Origin of the sequence: Klebsiella grimontii (assembly GCF_042137965.1) — a bacterium.
Taxonomy (GTDB): domain Bacteria; phylum Pseudomonadota; class Gammaproteobacteria; order Enterobacterales; family Enterobacteriaceae; genus Klebsiella; species Klebsiella grimontii.
Genome location: NZ_CP169721.1, coordinates 3606194 through 3620739, shown reverse-complemented (window position 1 = coordinate 3620739; position 14546 = coordinate 3606194). Strand labels below are relative to the sequence as shown.

Below are 14546 nucleotides of genomic sequence, written 5' to 3'. Positions count from 1 at the left end.
AATCGGCAGGCTTTGGGATCGGGTCTGAAAGCGATAAATTTTCTGATTAAACTTTTATTCTTCCTGCGTTGTTAAAACGGAATGATTTACCATAAAAAATGCGCAAAGCGCGAGCAGTACGGCCCCAGCGGTAAGTATCCATCCGGCGTGGTGAAAGGCGGTTAAGCTCCCATTAGTCGGAGCGAATCTAATGTAGCTCGCGGTAATCAATGCCGTTCCCGCCATCGCGCCAATACGCTGGAGGATGTTAAGAATAGGCGCGGCATCAGCGACATGACGGCTGCCAGCCATCGCCATGCCCGCTGCCATAGCGGGTACCGTCGCCAGGGCTAAACCGAACCCTCTGACGGCGATTGCTCCACCCACAAGCGAATAGCGACTTTGCGCATCAATCATCCCCAGCGGCAGGGTGGCAAATGCCGCGAGTAAGCCGCCAACGATCAGCACCGCGCGTGGCCCCAGCTTATCAGAAAAGTAGCCTGCCACCGGAAATCCTATCGCCGAACCGATTAACTGAGGCGTAAGCAGCAAGCCCACTTCAGCCAGCGTTTTATGGCAAACGTCGCGAAAATATAAAGGAAGCAGGAACTGCCCGCCAAAATTCACCGCGCCGCCGATAGTCATCAATACGGCAGATAAAGTGAAGCCCCGATGTTTGAAAAGTCCGAGATGAAGTAAGGGGGATTCGATGCGCAAAGAGCGATAAATAAACAAGCAGGTGAACAGGGCGCCCACGCTCAGCATGATGACGTTCCAGCCATATTTGCCGTTATTCAGGCTGAGCGCTTTCATGCCTTCCATCAGCATCGGCAGGCTGCAAAAGACCAGCGCCAGTCCCAGCCAGTCCAGCGAGAGGGGCCTGTCATTTTTTATTGCCGGACGGGGAAGCAACTTCCACCCGGTAAGATATGCACACAGGCAGAAGGGCACGGTGATCCAAAATAACCCTCGCCATCCGCAGCTTTCAACCAGGAGTGCGCCAAGCGATGTCCCCAATAAGGGGGCAATGACGATGGCGACGCCAATCGTGCCAATGACTCGCCCCAGGCGTTCGCGTCCGACGACCAGGCCAAGAATAGTTTGCCCCGCCGGTACGAGTAATCCCCCTGCCAGACCTTGCAACATTCTTGCGGCAAGCAGCACCTCGAAACGTGGGGAAAGGGCGCAAACGGCCGAGAAGATCGCAAATAAAATCAGCCCATAGAGCCAAAGCTGCGTAGCGCCAAAGCGTCTGACGGCCCAGGCGCTCAGCGGAACGCCTGCTGCAAGGGCCATAAGATACGCTGTTGCTATCCATTGTATTGCCGAGTCCGGTACCCCCAGGCCGATGGCCATGGCGGGCAGCGCAGCGCTGAGCATCGTTGATGAAAGCATGGTGGAAAAAGCTCCCAGCGTGATAATGGCTGCCTGCATCCACAACACTGGCGGTATGGCATTTGTCGGTCGCGGATGGGTTGTTTCCTTGACCAGCTTGCCTTGATGGATATTCATAAAAAGCCCCCTAACAGACGATAAGTGAAGAAATCTATCATTGATCAATTTATCTATCATTGATAGAGTAATTTGCATTAAAGTTTCCGTCAGGCGCCGGGGTCAGACAAAATGTCTCTTCACAGGCCGCTGGCCCGGGTAAATGGATTAACAACAGGATCAATATCATGGCGAAAATTCAACGAGATCAGGTGATTGAGGCAGCATTAGCTCTCTTAGATGAAGTCGGTCTGGAAGCGTTGACGACCCGTAAACTGGCTCAAAAACTGGGCGTGGAATCCGCGACGTTGTACTGGCATTTCAAAAACAAGGCCAATTTGCTGGAAGAAATGGCTTCAGCTGTTTTAGCCAAACACCATGCGCTAGCTGTGCCCGAAGACACTTCGGAATGGACAAGCTGGCTGGCGGATAACGCACGTAGTTTCCGCCGCGCTCTGCTCGCCCATCGGGACGGCGCTCTGTTACATGCAGGGACATCGCCGACCCGGGTGGGAGGAGAAACCTTTTATCCAAAACTGGTTTATCTTGTTCGAGTCGGTTTCACTGAGGCAGAAGCCGCAATGATATTACTCGCGATTAGCGAATACACTTTGGGGTGCGTATTAGAGGAACAGTCGCGAACGTACGGTAATGATAATAAAATGTTATCAAAAATACCGGCAGAAATTGCCCATATCGAATCGTTGGTCAATCCACATCCGGATACCGCTTTTGAGTATGGTCTGTCTTTGATAATTAAAGGATTATCAATGCCATCAGCTTAATATTGTGCTTATTACAACACGAGTAGCATCAGAGGCTTTAGCAAAAATTACCACAGAACCACCTTGATAATACCGGGAGAATGCATAAGGAGGAGACCCCATGTTTATTTCTGAATCCGTGATCGCCGTTATCATTGATTGGATCGACGATAACTTACATAAACCACTGCGTATAGAACAAATAGCTCATTATTCAGGTTATTCAAAATGGTATCTGCAGCGTTTGTTCCTGCAATATAAAGGAGAGAGCCTGGGGCGCTACATTCGTCATAAAAAGCTGGATTCAGCTGCCCGCGATTTACGCGAAACCGATGAGAATATTTACAGTATTGGCTTGCGCTACGGCTATGACTCGCAGCAAACCTTTACACGATTATTTACCCGGCATTTCCATTTACCCCCCGGTGAATATCGCAAGAAAAACAAAACAGCGTATTTGTCCTGAACGCGTCTCATCAATGAGCGTATGCCCCCGAGGCGCTTGTGGTCTTCAAAAGCGCCGTAGTTGATGAGCAAGAGACGATCGTTAGTGGGATAGGGAAGAGCGATTTTTCTCTGAAAACGCGACCACGCCAAACCTAAGCCAGCGGTCTTTCCCTCTTCTCACCGAGAGGCGCAGCGCCCTGAAAAAGCCTGTCAGCTATCCCCGCCCGCCATCACCTATCTGCCCGCCTGTACATTCTTCGCGGATGGCCAATTTTCCCGTACAGCATCTCCACGCGCAAAAATCCTGCCTCCACGCAGTGCTCCAGATAGCGGCGTGTGGTTGTTTTACTTAACCCCGTCTCGCTGACGACTTCATCGACAGAAAAGCAGTGTGTCGTTCTGGCGTTGAACAAGGTTTGCACCCTCGCCAGGGTGTTCTCTTCGATGCCCTTACCGCCGTTATCCTTACGATAATTTTTGGCCTGTAGCTGATACAGCGAATCAACGTTCTGCTGGTCGACAATCTTCCACTCCCGCTGTTGCTCGGCGAACTGAACAAAGCGCTCAAGCGATTGGCTCAGCCGTTTCCACGACACGGGTTTAAGAATGTAATCAAACGCGCCGTTGCGGATCGCCAGGCTACAGGTATCCATATCGCTGGCGGCGGTGATGAAAATCACCGAGCAGTTAGCGTGAGCCAGCAGGGGATTGCTGATCAGCGTGATGCCTTTCCCATCGGGTAAATAGTTATCCAGCAGAATAAGCTGCGGTTGCAGGCTGGCAAGTTTCGCCTGCGCCTCGGCCAGCGAGGAAGCGATGCCAACCAGACGCAGGCGAGGATGTTTGCTAACCAGTTCCGCATGCAGTTGCGCCAGTTCGTTCTCGTCTTCAACAATTAATATGTCAATATATTCATGTTGCATAGTCAATATCTTCCAGTTCTTGAGCAGGGCAGCGGGCGGTTCCCGTGGCGGGAATAAAGAGCGAGAAAATAGCGCCCCGCGGGGTGTTATCGGCAACTTCAATGTAGCCATCAGCCTGGGTGACGTAACTTTCGATCAGGTACAGGCCAATACCATGATCGCCACGCGTTTTGGTGGTGATACCGCGTTCAAATATACTTTCGCGGATCGCCGGTTTAATTCCTACGCCCCGATCGGCCACTTCAATAATCAGCTCGCGCTCATTCAGCTTAATCAGCACTTCGATCGGATCGTGCGGGAGCGGCGCACGCTGCGTGGCTTCAATCGCGTTGTCCAGCAGGTTGCCAATAATTGAAATTAATTCTGCTTCCAGAAGCGGGGTGAAAGCTTTATCCATCCGGCAGGCGGGATCGAAATTAATCTCGACCCCTTTTTCTCGGGCGCGCACGGATTTACCCAACAGCAGCCCGCACAGCGTGGGCGAGCTAAAGTGTGAAGAGATAAAGTCCAGCAGCTCCTGGGCGTGTTCCGACTGCGCCTGAATAAAATCAATGGCCTCTTTATAGCGTCCCATATGCAGCAGGCCGGAGAGGGTAGCCATTCGGTTTAACTGTTCGTGACGCATAATGCGCAGGTTATCGACATAGCGTTTCACCTGGCTAAGCTGGGCGCTGAGCGAGTCGATTTCATTGCGATCGCGAAAGGTAATGACCCAGCCCTGGAGCGAATCTTCCAGCATGATACGCACGCGGCTGGCAATCACCGTCAAATCATTAAAACGGCAAATCTCATCGTGCGTATCTTTGAGCAGCATGGTGCGCGGTGTGAAGAACGGCACGGGCGTGATGACTTCGCTGATTAACTGCCCACGCAGCGCCCTCGCGGGCTGGGATAAGCCCAGCAGCGTTCGCGCTGCCTGATTGATCACCTCGATTCGCAGATCGCGATCGACCGCGATCACGCCTTCATAGATAGACTCCATCATTGCCTTTTGCTGACGAACTAGCAGGCCAATCTCTCGCGGCTCAAGCGAGAAGATCTGCTTTTTTATGCTGCGGGTGAAAAACCAGGAAAAAATAAACAGCGCGATAAGCAGTAGCAGGGCGGCAATAAGGATGTTGACCACCTTATTGACGGTGATGGTATCCAGATAGCTGGTGAGATAGCCCACGGAGACAATGCCCACCACCCGGCCGACATCGTTGAAAATGGGGGTTTTGCTGCGCAGCGAAATGCCTAAACCTCCATTACGAATGGTGGTGATACTTTTTCCGCGCAGCACCTCTTCGTTATCGCCGCCAACGAGCGTCGTGCCCGTCCGGTCAGCGAACACGGAGTGAAACAGATGCTGACCTTGATTATCACCAATAACAATAAAGCTCGCATCGCTGTGCGCTGCTATTTGCTGCATAAAATGATGAATGGCTTTGATATCTTTTTCTTCTACCTCTTTACGCAAATTAGGAATAAGCGCAATTTCTTCCGACTGTATTTTAGCTCTGGTGCTCATCTCCTGATATAGCTGTCTGCCAACATCGACATAATAGTAACTTCCCAGTAAGACAAATAGCACTGAGAAAAAGGCAACCAGTGAAATAAACAGTTTTATCTGAAATGACACTCTCATGACCATCACGCACGGCATCAACGGGTATGGGCAATATATCATCTTTTTTGATGCAAACCCGCAGTTTACTTAAAATTTGTGATCTTTTGCACCGGTGTACTTACCTGTGAAATTATTAAACTAAGGTTTATCTTAATACGCTTTTAATGAATGTTATATATATGTTCAATTAGGAAAAGAAACCATAAAAACCACACCAATAAACAAGGCGCTAATCACATTAAATAAAATAAACCATTAAAACCATAGCGGCCATTAAAACTCCGGATTTAATATGCCATTCCTCACATTATTTAAGCCCTGGCGACTTTACGCTTAACGCACAAATAACCAAGAGGCTTTATTATGAGCACTACTGACGATTCTTTATCTGTAACCCACGACCCGGTTAATATTCAGCGGCCGTCCCTCAAAGAGCGCTGGTGGCACATTATGGATACCTGGAAGGTGGGGATCATCCCGCTGCCGCTGTTTGTGCTGGCGGGAGCATTAATCGCGATCGACTGCCTCGGCGGCAAGCTGCCGAGCGACATCGTGGTGATGGTCGCCACGCTGGCGTTCTTCGGCTTCGCCTGCGGCGAGTTTGGCAAGCGGCTACCGATTGTTGGCAAGCTGGGCGCTGCGGCGATTTGTGCTACTTTCATTCCTTCCGCGATGGTCTATTATGGCCTGCTGCCGGACGTGGTGGTCGAATCAACCACCAGGTTCTACAAATCCACCAACATTCTTTATCTCTATATCTGCTGCATCATTGTCGGCAGCATCATGAGTATGAACCGCACTGTGCTGATTCAGGGCTTCCTGCGCATTTTCTTCCCGATGCTCTGCGGCGAAATTGTCGGCATGATCGTCGGGATGGGCGTGGGCATGGCGCTCGGGCTTGAGCCTTTCCAGATCTTCTTTTTTATCATTCTACCGATCATGGCGGGCGGCGTGGGCGAAGGCGCAATCCCGCTCTCCATCGGCTATGCCGCGCTGTTGCACATGGATCAGGGCGTGGCGCTCGGTCGCGTGCTGCCGATGGTCATGCTCGGAGGCTTAACCGCCATCATTATCTCCGGTTGCCTGAACCAGCTCGGCAAGCGCTATCCGCATCTGACCGGTGAAGGTCAGCTGATGCCAAACCGCGCTAATGCGGACACCGCCACCTCCCAGCCAGCGTTCTCCGGGAAAGCGGACGTGACGACGATTGCCTCCGGCGCGCTGCTGGCGGTGCTGCTCTATATGCTGGGCATGCTTGGCCATAAGCTGATTGGCCTGCCTGCGCCGGTTGGCATGCTGTTTGTAGCTGTGCTGGTTAAGCTTTGCAACGGCGCATCTCCGCGTCTGCTGGAAGGATCCCAGGTTGTTTATAAATTCTTCCAGACCTCCGTCACCTATCCGATTCTGTTCGCCGTGGGCGTAGCCATTACCCCGTGGCAGGAGCTGGTCAACGCCTTCACCGTAAGCAACCTGCTGGTCATTGTTAGCACCGTCTCCTCGCTGGTCGCGACCGGATTTTTCGTGGGTAAGAAGATTGGTATGCATCCGATTGATGTCGCCATCGTCTCATGCTGTCAGAGCGGGCAGGGCGGTACCGGCGATGTGGCAATCCTGACCGCAGGCAATCGCATGAGCCTGATGCCGTTCGCCCAGATTGCTACTCGTATCGGCGGCGCGATCAACGTCTCTATCTCTCTGCTGATTCTGGGCAACTTCCTCGTTTAAGTCTTCAGGAAAGAACTATGAAACTCGCAAGCTTTATCTATAAAGGTCAACGCAGCTACGGCATCGTCAAGGCCGACGGCGTGGTGAATTTAGGTCGCCGTTTGGGGGACCGCTACGGCGACCTTAAGGCGCTGCTACAGGGTAACGGTATGTCGGAGGCCACGCGCTATCTCGATGACGCCGTCGACGCGCCGCTGGAGGCCATCACCTTTTTGCCGGTGATTGAGCGGCCGGAAAAAATCCTCTGCGTGGGCATGAACTACTCCGCCAAGCGCCAGGAGTTTGACCAGCATAATCCGGCTCCGACGCTGTTTATCCGCTTTCCGGACTCCCAGACCGGGCACAATGCGCCGGTACTGAAACCGCGTCACTCCAGCGAGTTTGACTATGAGGGCGAGCTGGCGGTGATCATGGGTAAAGGAGGCGAAAATATCCGCCGCGAGGACGCGCTGCGCCACGTGGCGGGCTATAGCTGTTACATGGACGGTTCGGCCCGCGACTGGCAGCATACCTGGTTTACGGCGGGGAAAAACTGGCGTCAAACCGGGGCGTTTGGCCCGTGGATGGCGACTGCCGATGAGATCCCGGACCCGCATCAACTTGCGATCCGCACCTGGCTGAACGGCCGCATGGTTCAGGAAGACAACACCAGCAGCATGATCCACAAGGTCGCGGAGCTGATTGAATACATTAGCACCTTCACCCGCCTGAGTCCGGGCGATGTGATTATCACAGGCTCGCCGGGCGGCGTGGGTAAAAAACGTAATCCGCCGCTGTTTCTTGAGGAGGGCGACCGCATTGAGGTGGAAATCGAAAACATCGGTCATCTGAGCAATACGATCGTCGAAGCGCCAGCGCAACGGCTGAACGCAGCGCGCCAGGAAAGCTGAGTATGCACACGCAACCCACCATTGATTTTCGACTCACGGAAGTGGCCGAACATCCCGAAAGGCTCAGCCGGATTCGCGGGCTACTGGCCGACAGCGGTCTGGGGCTGGACAACGATATCATTCTGTTTGTCGAGGCGTTGTCCGGTTCGCAGCTGGTGGGATGCGCGGGTCTTGCGGCCAACGTTATCAAATGCGTGGTGGTTGATGAGCAGATGCGTGGGGTGAATCTGAGCGCGCGCCTGCTGGCGGAAGTGGAAAACGTCGCCCTCGCGCACGGCCATTTTCACCTCTTTCTGTGTACCCGTCCATGCAACAAAGAGCGCTTTGCCCGCAGCGGCTTCTGGCCCATCGCCCAAAGTGGCAACAGCGCGGTGCTTATGGAAAACACCCCCCTGGGCATTGAGCGTTACTGCCGTTCGCTGGCTGGCCAGCGCAGGTGTGGGGAGCGTATCGGCGCGATCGTAATGAACGCCAATCCGTTTACCCTCGGGCACCGTCATCTGGTGGAGCAGGCGGCCAGGTGCTGCGACTGGTTGCATCTGTTCGTGGTGCGCGAAGATGCGTCGTTCTTCCCGTTTCGCGAGCGTCTGGAGATGGTGCGGGCGGGCGTCGCGCATCTGTCGAACGTCTCCGTGCATGAAGGATCGCAATACATTATTTCGCGCGCTACCTTCCCCGCCTATTTTCTGAAGGAGAGCGGAGAAGTGCAGCAGGCGTGGAGTGAAATCGATGTGCTGATTTTCCGCGATTTTATCGCGCCGGCGTTAGGGATAACCCATCGGTTCATCGGTTCCGAGCCGTTTTGCGATATCACACGACAGTACAATCAGACGCTGCATCAACTGCTGACTCCGCAGATCTCGGTGGTGGAAATTCCGCGCATCAAGGCCACAGGCAATGCCATTTCGGCATCGGAAGTACGCCGATTACTCAGAACACAACAGGTTTCTCGTATTCGGGAGATTGTCCCGGAGTCCACGTTTGCACACCTCAAAGCGCACTACAGCGCGCGTGCGGAAGTGGCATAACTATCAGGAATTAATCATGAAAATTGTTAGGGAGTCGCTGTCCGGAACCCAGGAGTCCAGCGACCTGATGGTGAAAATCGCCCCCGCCGACGGCGGTCTGGAGATTATCATTCACAGTGAAGTGATCAAGCAGTTTGGCGAGCAGATTCGCCAGACGATCGACGAGACGCTGCGCGCGCTGGACGTGCGCCAGGGATTAATTATCGTCGAGGATAAAGGCGCGCTGGACTGTGTGATCCGCGCCCGCCTGCAGAGCGCGATCCTGCGCGCTGCGGAAGAGCAGACCGTTGACTGGAGAAAAATGCAATGACTACACTCCGTCGCAGCATGCTGTTTCTGCCCGGCGCGAACGCCGCCATGCTCTCTACCGCATTTATCTACCGACCTGATTCCATCATGTTCGATCTTGAAGACGCCGTTGCCTTGCGTGAGAAAGATACCGCGCGCCTGCTGGTGTTCCACGCGCTGCAGCACCCGATGTATCAGGATATCGAAACCGTGGTGCGCATCAACCCGCTCAGCACGCCGTTTGGTCTGTTAGATCTGGAGGCCGCCGTTCATGGCGGCGTGGATGTAATACGGCTGCCAAAAACCGACACGCCGGAGGACATCTACGAGCTGGAAGGCCACCTGGCGCGTATCGAACGTGAGTGCGGGCGCGAAGTGGGGTCGACCCGCGTCATGGCGGCGATTGAATCCGCAATCGGGGTGATTAACGCTGTGGCGATTGCCCGCAGTTCCCCGCGCCTTATCGGCATCGCGCTGGCGGCGTTTGACTACGTCATGGACATGCAGACTGAACGCGGGGACGGCACCGAGCTGTTCTATGCGCGGTGCGCCGTGCTTCATGCCGCCCGCGCCGCAGGCATAGACGCCTTCGACGTCGTCTGGTCAGACGTTAACGACGAAGCCGGGTTCCTGCGCGAGGTCGATTTGATCCGCAAAATGGGCTTTAACGGCAAATCGCTGATTAACCCGCGCCAGATCGACCTGCTGCATAACGCTTACGCCCCGACGCAGGAAGAGGTGGATCACGCTCAGCGCGTGATTGAAGCGGCAGAGGAAGGCGAGCGTAATGGCCTCGGTGTGGTGTCGCTCAACGGCAAAATGATCGATGCCCCAATCATCAACCACGCGCAGGTGGTTCTCGAACGTGCGGCGGCCTCCGGCGTGCGTCGTTAAGGATTACACAATGAATCAGACAGAGCTTCTCCATGTGAACTTTCCCCATCTGCGGGATTTAAAACCTTTTGATACCGCCCATAGCGCGACGCCGTGGCTCAACAATCCTGAAGAGAAAAAGAACCGTAAGCTGTGCGCTTCTGTTGAAGAGGCCGTTTTACGTAGCGGTTTGCAGGACGGAATGACCATCTCCTTCCACCACGCGTTCCGTGAAGGCGACCGGGTGATCAATAACGTCGTTTCTCTGTTGGCGAGAATGGGATTCAGGAACCTGACGCTGGCTTCCAGTTCGCTGATGACCTGTAACGATGCGCTGATCGAGCATATCCAGAACGGCGTCATTGCCCGTATCTACACCTCCGGCATGCGCGGTAGGCTGGCGGATGCCATCTCTCACGGGCTGATGGACGAACCGGTACAAATTCACTCCCACGGCGGGCGCGTCAAGCTGCTGCAGGATGGCGAACTGAATATCGACGTCGCGTTTCTTGGCGTACCGTGCAGCGATGAATTTGGCAATGCCAACGGAACCCACGGCAAATCGAGCTGCGGCTCGTTGGGCTATGCGATGGTGGATGCGCACTTCGCCCGTAAGGTGGTGCTGCTGACTGAAGAACTGGTGCCGTTCCCTAATATGCCCGCCAGCCTGGTGCAGGATCAGGTGGACTACATCGTGCAGGTGGAGAGCGTCGGCGATCCCGCCAAAATCAGCGTTGGCGCGGCGCGTGTCACCAGCAACCCGCGCGAGCTGATGATTGCCCGTCATGCGGCAGATGTCATTGAGCACTCCGGTTATTTCAGGCCCGGCTTCTCGATGCAGACCGGCTCTGGCGCGGCGGCGACCGCCTGCACTCGCTTTATGGAAGAGAAGATGGAGCGCAGCGGCGTGAAGGCGCGCTTCGCCCTGGGGGGCATCACCGGCAGCCTGGTGGATCTCCACGAGAAAGGCTTAATCGAAAAGCTGCTGGATACCCAGTGCTTTGACGGTCAGGCAGCGGCCTCTCTGGCGCGTAACCCGAACCACGTTGAGATCTCCACCAACGTTTACGCCAACCCCGGCAGTAAAGCGACGAGCTGCGACCAGCTTGACGTGGTGATCCTCAGCGCCCTGGAGATTGACGTCGATTTTAACGTCAACGTAATCACCGGGTCGGACGGCGTGATGCGCGGTGCGTCCGGCGGACACTGTGACGTGGCCGCGGCGGCTAACCTGACCATTGTCGTTGCCCCGCTGCTGCGCAGCCGTATCCCAACAGTGGTAAAACGGGCCACCACGCGCCTGACACCGGGAGAAAGTATCGACGTGCTGGTGACCGATCATGGCATTGCGGTTAACCCGGCGCGCCCGGAAATCCGCGAGCGTCTGCTTGCCGCTGGTCTCAGCGTTGTGGATATCAATGCGCTGTATGAGCGGGCAATTTCGCTTACCGGCGTCCCCAAACCGATTGAATTTACCGACAAAATTGTCGGGGTGATCCGCTACCGCGACGGCAGCGTGATCGACACCGTTCGACAGGTAAAGGCGTCAATATGACCATTGCGACACCCGCATCAGCGGGTGTCAGTCTGGCGATGCTGCTGGCGGCGAAAGAGCGCCGCGCGGAGAAGATGAGCGATGACTGGTTTGCTCGCGATTAAAGCGCGGCCGATTGATGCGCCCGCGCTGGCGGAAGAGGCGCTATGGCTGGAACTGGAGCTGACGCCGAAGCCGGGGCTGGTAGACAAACTCAACAACGGCGCGCATCGTGATATGGATCACGCCCTGTTTGCCCGCAGTATCGCGGCTATTACCCCGTGGCTGGTTCGCTTTACTGAGCTGGGGGATGCCCACGCGGATAAACCCGCTGCTGAACAGCTACGGATTATTCGCCCGATAGGGATGGCCTGCGAACAGGCCATGTATGCCGCGACCAACGGCGTGAACACCCATAAAGGGGGGATCTTCGCGCTCGGACTGCTGTGCTTTACCGCCGGGCGTGTGAAAAATTTAACGGCGGACCGCCTCTGCGATGAGATGCGCAACATCTGCGCCGGGCTGGTGGCGCGTGAGTTAGCAGGGCGTAGCGGCAGAGCGACGGCGGGCGAGCGGCAGTATCAGCAGTATGGTTTGACCGGTGCGCGAGGGGAGGCGGAGAGCGGTTTTGCCACCGTCCGCGAGGTATTAGCCCGCTGGAACGGCGATCTTCATGAGCTTTTGTTGCGCCTGATGGCCATCAATCAGGACAGCAACCTGGTCTCACGCGGTGGCATCGACGGATTGCGCTATGTGCAGGGATATGCGAAAGAGTTGCTGGCTAACGGCTGGGATCGGCGGGCGCTGCTTGAGATGGACAAAGCGCTGATTAGGCGCAATCTTAGCCCCGGGGGCAGCGCAGATTTACTGTCGGTGGGATGGGTGCTGGCAAAATTACCCTCCGCCTGAACAGGGGGAGGGGATAACGTTTTGTGGGCGATAGGCCAGCCGATACGCTGGCACTACTGCTGGGGGGCAGGCTGCTTCCTTCGCCCGATGAAGAGCCAGCGGATGTAATCATAAAGCCAGTTATAAGCCATAGTGTAAGGCAGAAAGAACAGCACCAGCCCCATTTCTACGTAAAGTGCATCAACAAAGGATAGACCAAGCAAAAGCATTGCAATGGGCGTAAGCGCGGCGATTAGACCAACCTCAAAGACTACGGCGTGCAGCGCGCGTATCACCGCGGTACGTTTGAAACCTTGATATTTTTGCAGTCCGTCAAAGAGTTTATTGAAGATATAGTTCCAGAGCGTTGCGGTTAATGCTGAGATAAGCGAAAGCGCCCCTGTATTGAGCAAAGACATCTGCATAAACCACGCCAGAAAAAGCGCGATTAGTACATTTGCAAGCAGTTCAAAAAGTACGGCATGAAAAATACGTTCGCGCGCGCTTTTATTAAGTTCAATTTCCATCAGTCTGTTTAACTCCAGCAGATCTGAGCCGTTACGCCGCCAGTAGACTGCTTTATTACTATCAACCCATTACCAACAGCCGGCTGTTTTACGCTATCGGCTGGATAGTGACCATTTTTCCACGTTCAAAATGCTTCAGCAAGCTGAGGTATTTCTTAATAAATTGAAAACGCCAATATTATACACCAACGCCACCCTGATTAGAGGCGCACTTTAGTCTTTATTTTAAACGGTGAGATGGCTAATAAATAAATGATGTAATGAAATTGTATTTTAATTGGATGTGTTTTGTTATCAATCTAAATATTGTATAAACGGAATGAGGAAAAATAATGTTCTGGAGGGTGAACCATGTCGGAACTTAGCAGGGAAATAGTTTCGCTGTATATTTTTTAAACCTCTGTAAACACAAGCTATTAAGAATAATAATCATTTAACGATGATCGACATTAACGATCGTTTTTCTATTTGTGATAGCTGCTGCCTATGATAATGAAACTATCGATCGCGGTTGACAATATTTATCTAGGTTGAAATTATTATTGAAACAGGAAAAAACGTATTTCTGCGCACTATGGATAGATGATGAATAAAATAGTTATAGCAACCTCGACCTGCATAGGTTTACCGTCGCGTATTCATGTGTGGCGGATCTTTATTGTGCGCCATATCCTGACCGTAGCGGCTGAGTGTCTATTTTTAGTTAAAATGAAGAGTATCTGCGTGCTCATAATAACGTTAGTGATCATTTCATTACTTTGCCCTGCATTGCACCAGCTAGCAGGCGTTTCTTGCATGAGGATCTCAAAGACAGGTAAGCACCATCACCACCTGAAGTCGCAAGGGTAATATTACTTCTCACGGGAAAATTCACATGAATATTAAGTTTTTTATAGGCTTGTCGCTATTTATTTCATATTGCTCATTTGCAGAAATGCACTGGGTGAAATCAGAAAACATTAAACCTGCGGAGGTAAAAACAGCGAAGATAATATACTCCGGAGAAATAACCCCTCGTCAGGTATCCGAGCTAATATCTGCTCTTGATGAGATAAATAATGATTATCCGCAGGCAGATTCAATAAAGATATTCATTTCTAGCTTTGGCGGAAGTATGGAAAGTGGATACCTGGCAATGCAGGCTATTAAGGGGTCGAAAATTCCCGTTGAAACTATTAATGCAGGGATGACCGGTTCTTCAGCGACGTTATTATATTGTGGCGCGCAAAAGAGATTCACGCTTGCTGAATCTTCATTTATGTTGCACCCGGCGGCATCGCCAAATATGAATACTGAGTGGATCCGCCCCAATGATATTGAACTGCTAAGGAAAGACGTCGAAGATGGCAATAAGTACTTTAAGACGGTTTATAAACGTTGTACCACTCTGAGTGATGAGGAAATTAAAAAGATACTTTACAGTAATGACAGTGCGCGATATTTGGTGGCATCTGAGGCTGAAAAGATAAAATTATCACAAGGCACGCTTGCGGGTATTCTCCCGACGTCCGTTGCATATTACATTACGAACGACACTAAATAAAATGACATCACGCTCGCGGATAAGGACATTGGATTAG

The 14546-nt window shown here is 53.1% G+C and carries 14 protein-coding genes; 10 read left to right on the top strand and 4 right to left on the bottom strand.

What is annotated here, in order from left to right; all coding sequences use genetic code 11:
* Positions 1-54: 54 nt before the first annotated feature.
* Positions 55-1491 (bottom strand): DHA2 family efflux MFS transporter permease subunit, encoded by a 1437-nt coding sequence (locus ACE3MN_RS17130; RefSeq protein WP_049131200.1) that lies wholly within the window; start codon positions 1489-1491, stop codon positions 55-57.
* A 167-nt stretch (positions 1492-1658) separates the two neighbouring features.
* Here ACE3MN_RS17130 and ACE3MN_RS17125 point away from each other — a divergent pair, with 167 nt between their 5' ends.
* Both ACE3MN_RS17125 and ACE3MN_RS17120 read left to right on the top strand, forming a co-directional pair.
* Positions 1659-2255: a TetR/AcrR family transcriptional regulator C-terminal domain-containing protein gene (locus ACE3MN_RS17125; RefSeq protein WP_098363047.1), complete on the top strand. Its 597-nt coding sequence runs from the start codon at positions 1659-1661 to the stop codon at positions 2253-2255.
* Between the two features lie 100 nt (positions 2256-2355).
* A complete protein-coding gene (locus ACE3MN_RS17120) occupies positions 2356-2700 on the top strand; it encodes a RamA family antibiotic efflux transcriptional regulator (RefSeq protein ID WP_004871504.1) in 345 nt (114 codons plus the stop codon).
* Between the two features lie 211 nt (positions 2701-2911).
* Here the strand turns inward: ACE3MN_RS17120 and ACE3MN_RS17115 are convergent, their stop codons facing one another.
* The gene (locus tag ACE3MN_RS17115; protein ID WP_049131186.1) at positions 2912-3604 is read right to left on the bottom strand and encodes a response regulator; all 693 of its coding nucleotides are present in this window, start codon (positions 3602-3604) and stop codon (positions 2912-2914) included.
* A complete protein-coding gene (locus ACE3MN_RS17110; RefSeq protein WP_102650308.1) occupies positions 3594-5231 on the bottom strand; it encodes a sensor histidine kinase in 1638 nt (545 codons plus the stop codon). The genes ACE3MN_RS17115 and ACE3MN_RS17110 overlap by 11 nt, the downstream gene beginning before the upstream one ends.
* A 345-nt stretch (positions 5232-5576) precedes the next feature.
* Here ACE3MN_RS17110 and ACE3MN_RS17105 point away from each other — a divergent pair, with 345 nt between their 5' ends.
* From ACE3MN_RS17105 to citG, 7 genes are all read left to right on the top strand, one after another.
* Positions 5577-6938 (top strand): 2-hydroxycarboxylate transporter family protein, encoded by a 1362-nt coding sequence (locus tag ACE3MN_RS17105; protein WP_024359646.1) that lies wholly within the window; start codon positions 5577-5579, stop codon positions 6936-6938.
* 17 nt (positions 6939-6955) lie between these two features.
* Complete coding sequence (locus ACE3MN_RS17100) at positions 6956-7828, top strand: fumarylacetoacetate hydrolase family protein (protein ID WP_102650286.1); 873 nt, start codon at positions 6956-6958, stop codon at positions 7826-7828.
* Positions 7829-7830: 2 nt separating this feature from the next.
* Complete coding sequence (gene citC, locus ACE3MN_RS17095) at positions 7831-8856, top strand: [citrate (pro-3S)-lyase] ligase (protein ID WP_102650287.1); 1026 nt, start codon at positions 7831-7833, stop codon at positions 8854-8856.
* A gap of 16 nt (positions 8857-8872) precedes the next feature.
* A complete protein-coding gene (gene citD / locus ACE3MN_RS17090) occupies positions 8873-9166 on the top strand; it encodes a citrate lyase acyl carrier protein (RefSeq protein ID WP_102650288.1) in 294 nt (97 codons plus the stop codon).
* Positions 9163-10038: a citrate (pro-3S)-lyase subunit beta gene (citE, locus tag ACE3MN_RS17085; protein WP_024359642.1), complete on the top strand. Its 876-nt coding sequence runs from the start codon at positions 9163-9165 to the stop codon at positions 10036-10038. The genes citD and citE overlap by 4 nt, the downstream gene beginning before the upstream one ends.
* Before the next feature lie 10 nt (positions 10039-10048).
* A complete protein-coding gene (gene citF / locus ACE3MN_RS17080; protein ID WP_024359641.1) occupies positions 10049-11572 on the top strand; it encodes a citrate lyase subunit alpha in 1524 nt (507 codons plus the stop codon).
* Between the two features lie 81 nt (positions 11573-11653).
* Positions 11654-12460 carry a triphosphoribosyl-dephospho-CoA synthase CitG gene (citG, locus tag ACE3MN_RS17075; RefSeq protein WP_102650289.1) on the top strand — a complete coding sequence of 269 codons (807 nt, stop codon included), beginning with the start codon at positions 11654-11656 and terminating at the stop codon, positions 12458-12460.
* A 53-nt stretch (positions 12461-12513) separates the two neighbouring features.
* Here citG and ACE3MN_RS17070 read toward each other — a convergent pair whose 3' ends face one another.
* Positions 12514-12966, bottom strand: coding sequence for a PACE efflux transporter (locus ACE3MN_RS17070; protein ID WP_102650290.1), 453 nt, complete (start codon positions 12964-12966; stop codon positions 12514-12516).
* Between the two features lie 874 nt (positions 12967-13840).
* On the opposite strand from ACE3MN_RS17070, the gene ACE3MN_RS17065 reads away from it, so the two are divergent.
* Positions 13841-14509, top strand: coding sequence for an ATP-dependent Clp protease proteolytic subunit (locus ACE3MN_RS17065; RefSeq protein WP_024359637.1), 669 nt, complete (start codon positions 13841-13843; stop codon positions 14507-14509).
* Positions 14510-14546 lie beyond the last annotated feature (37 nt).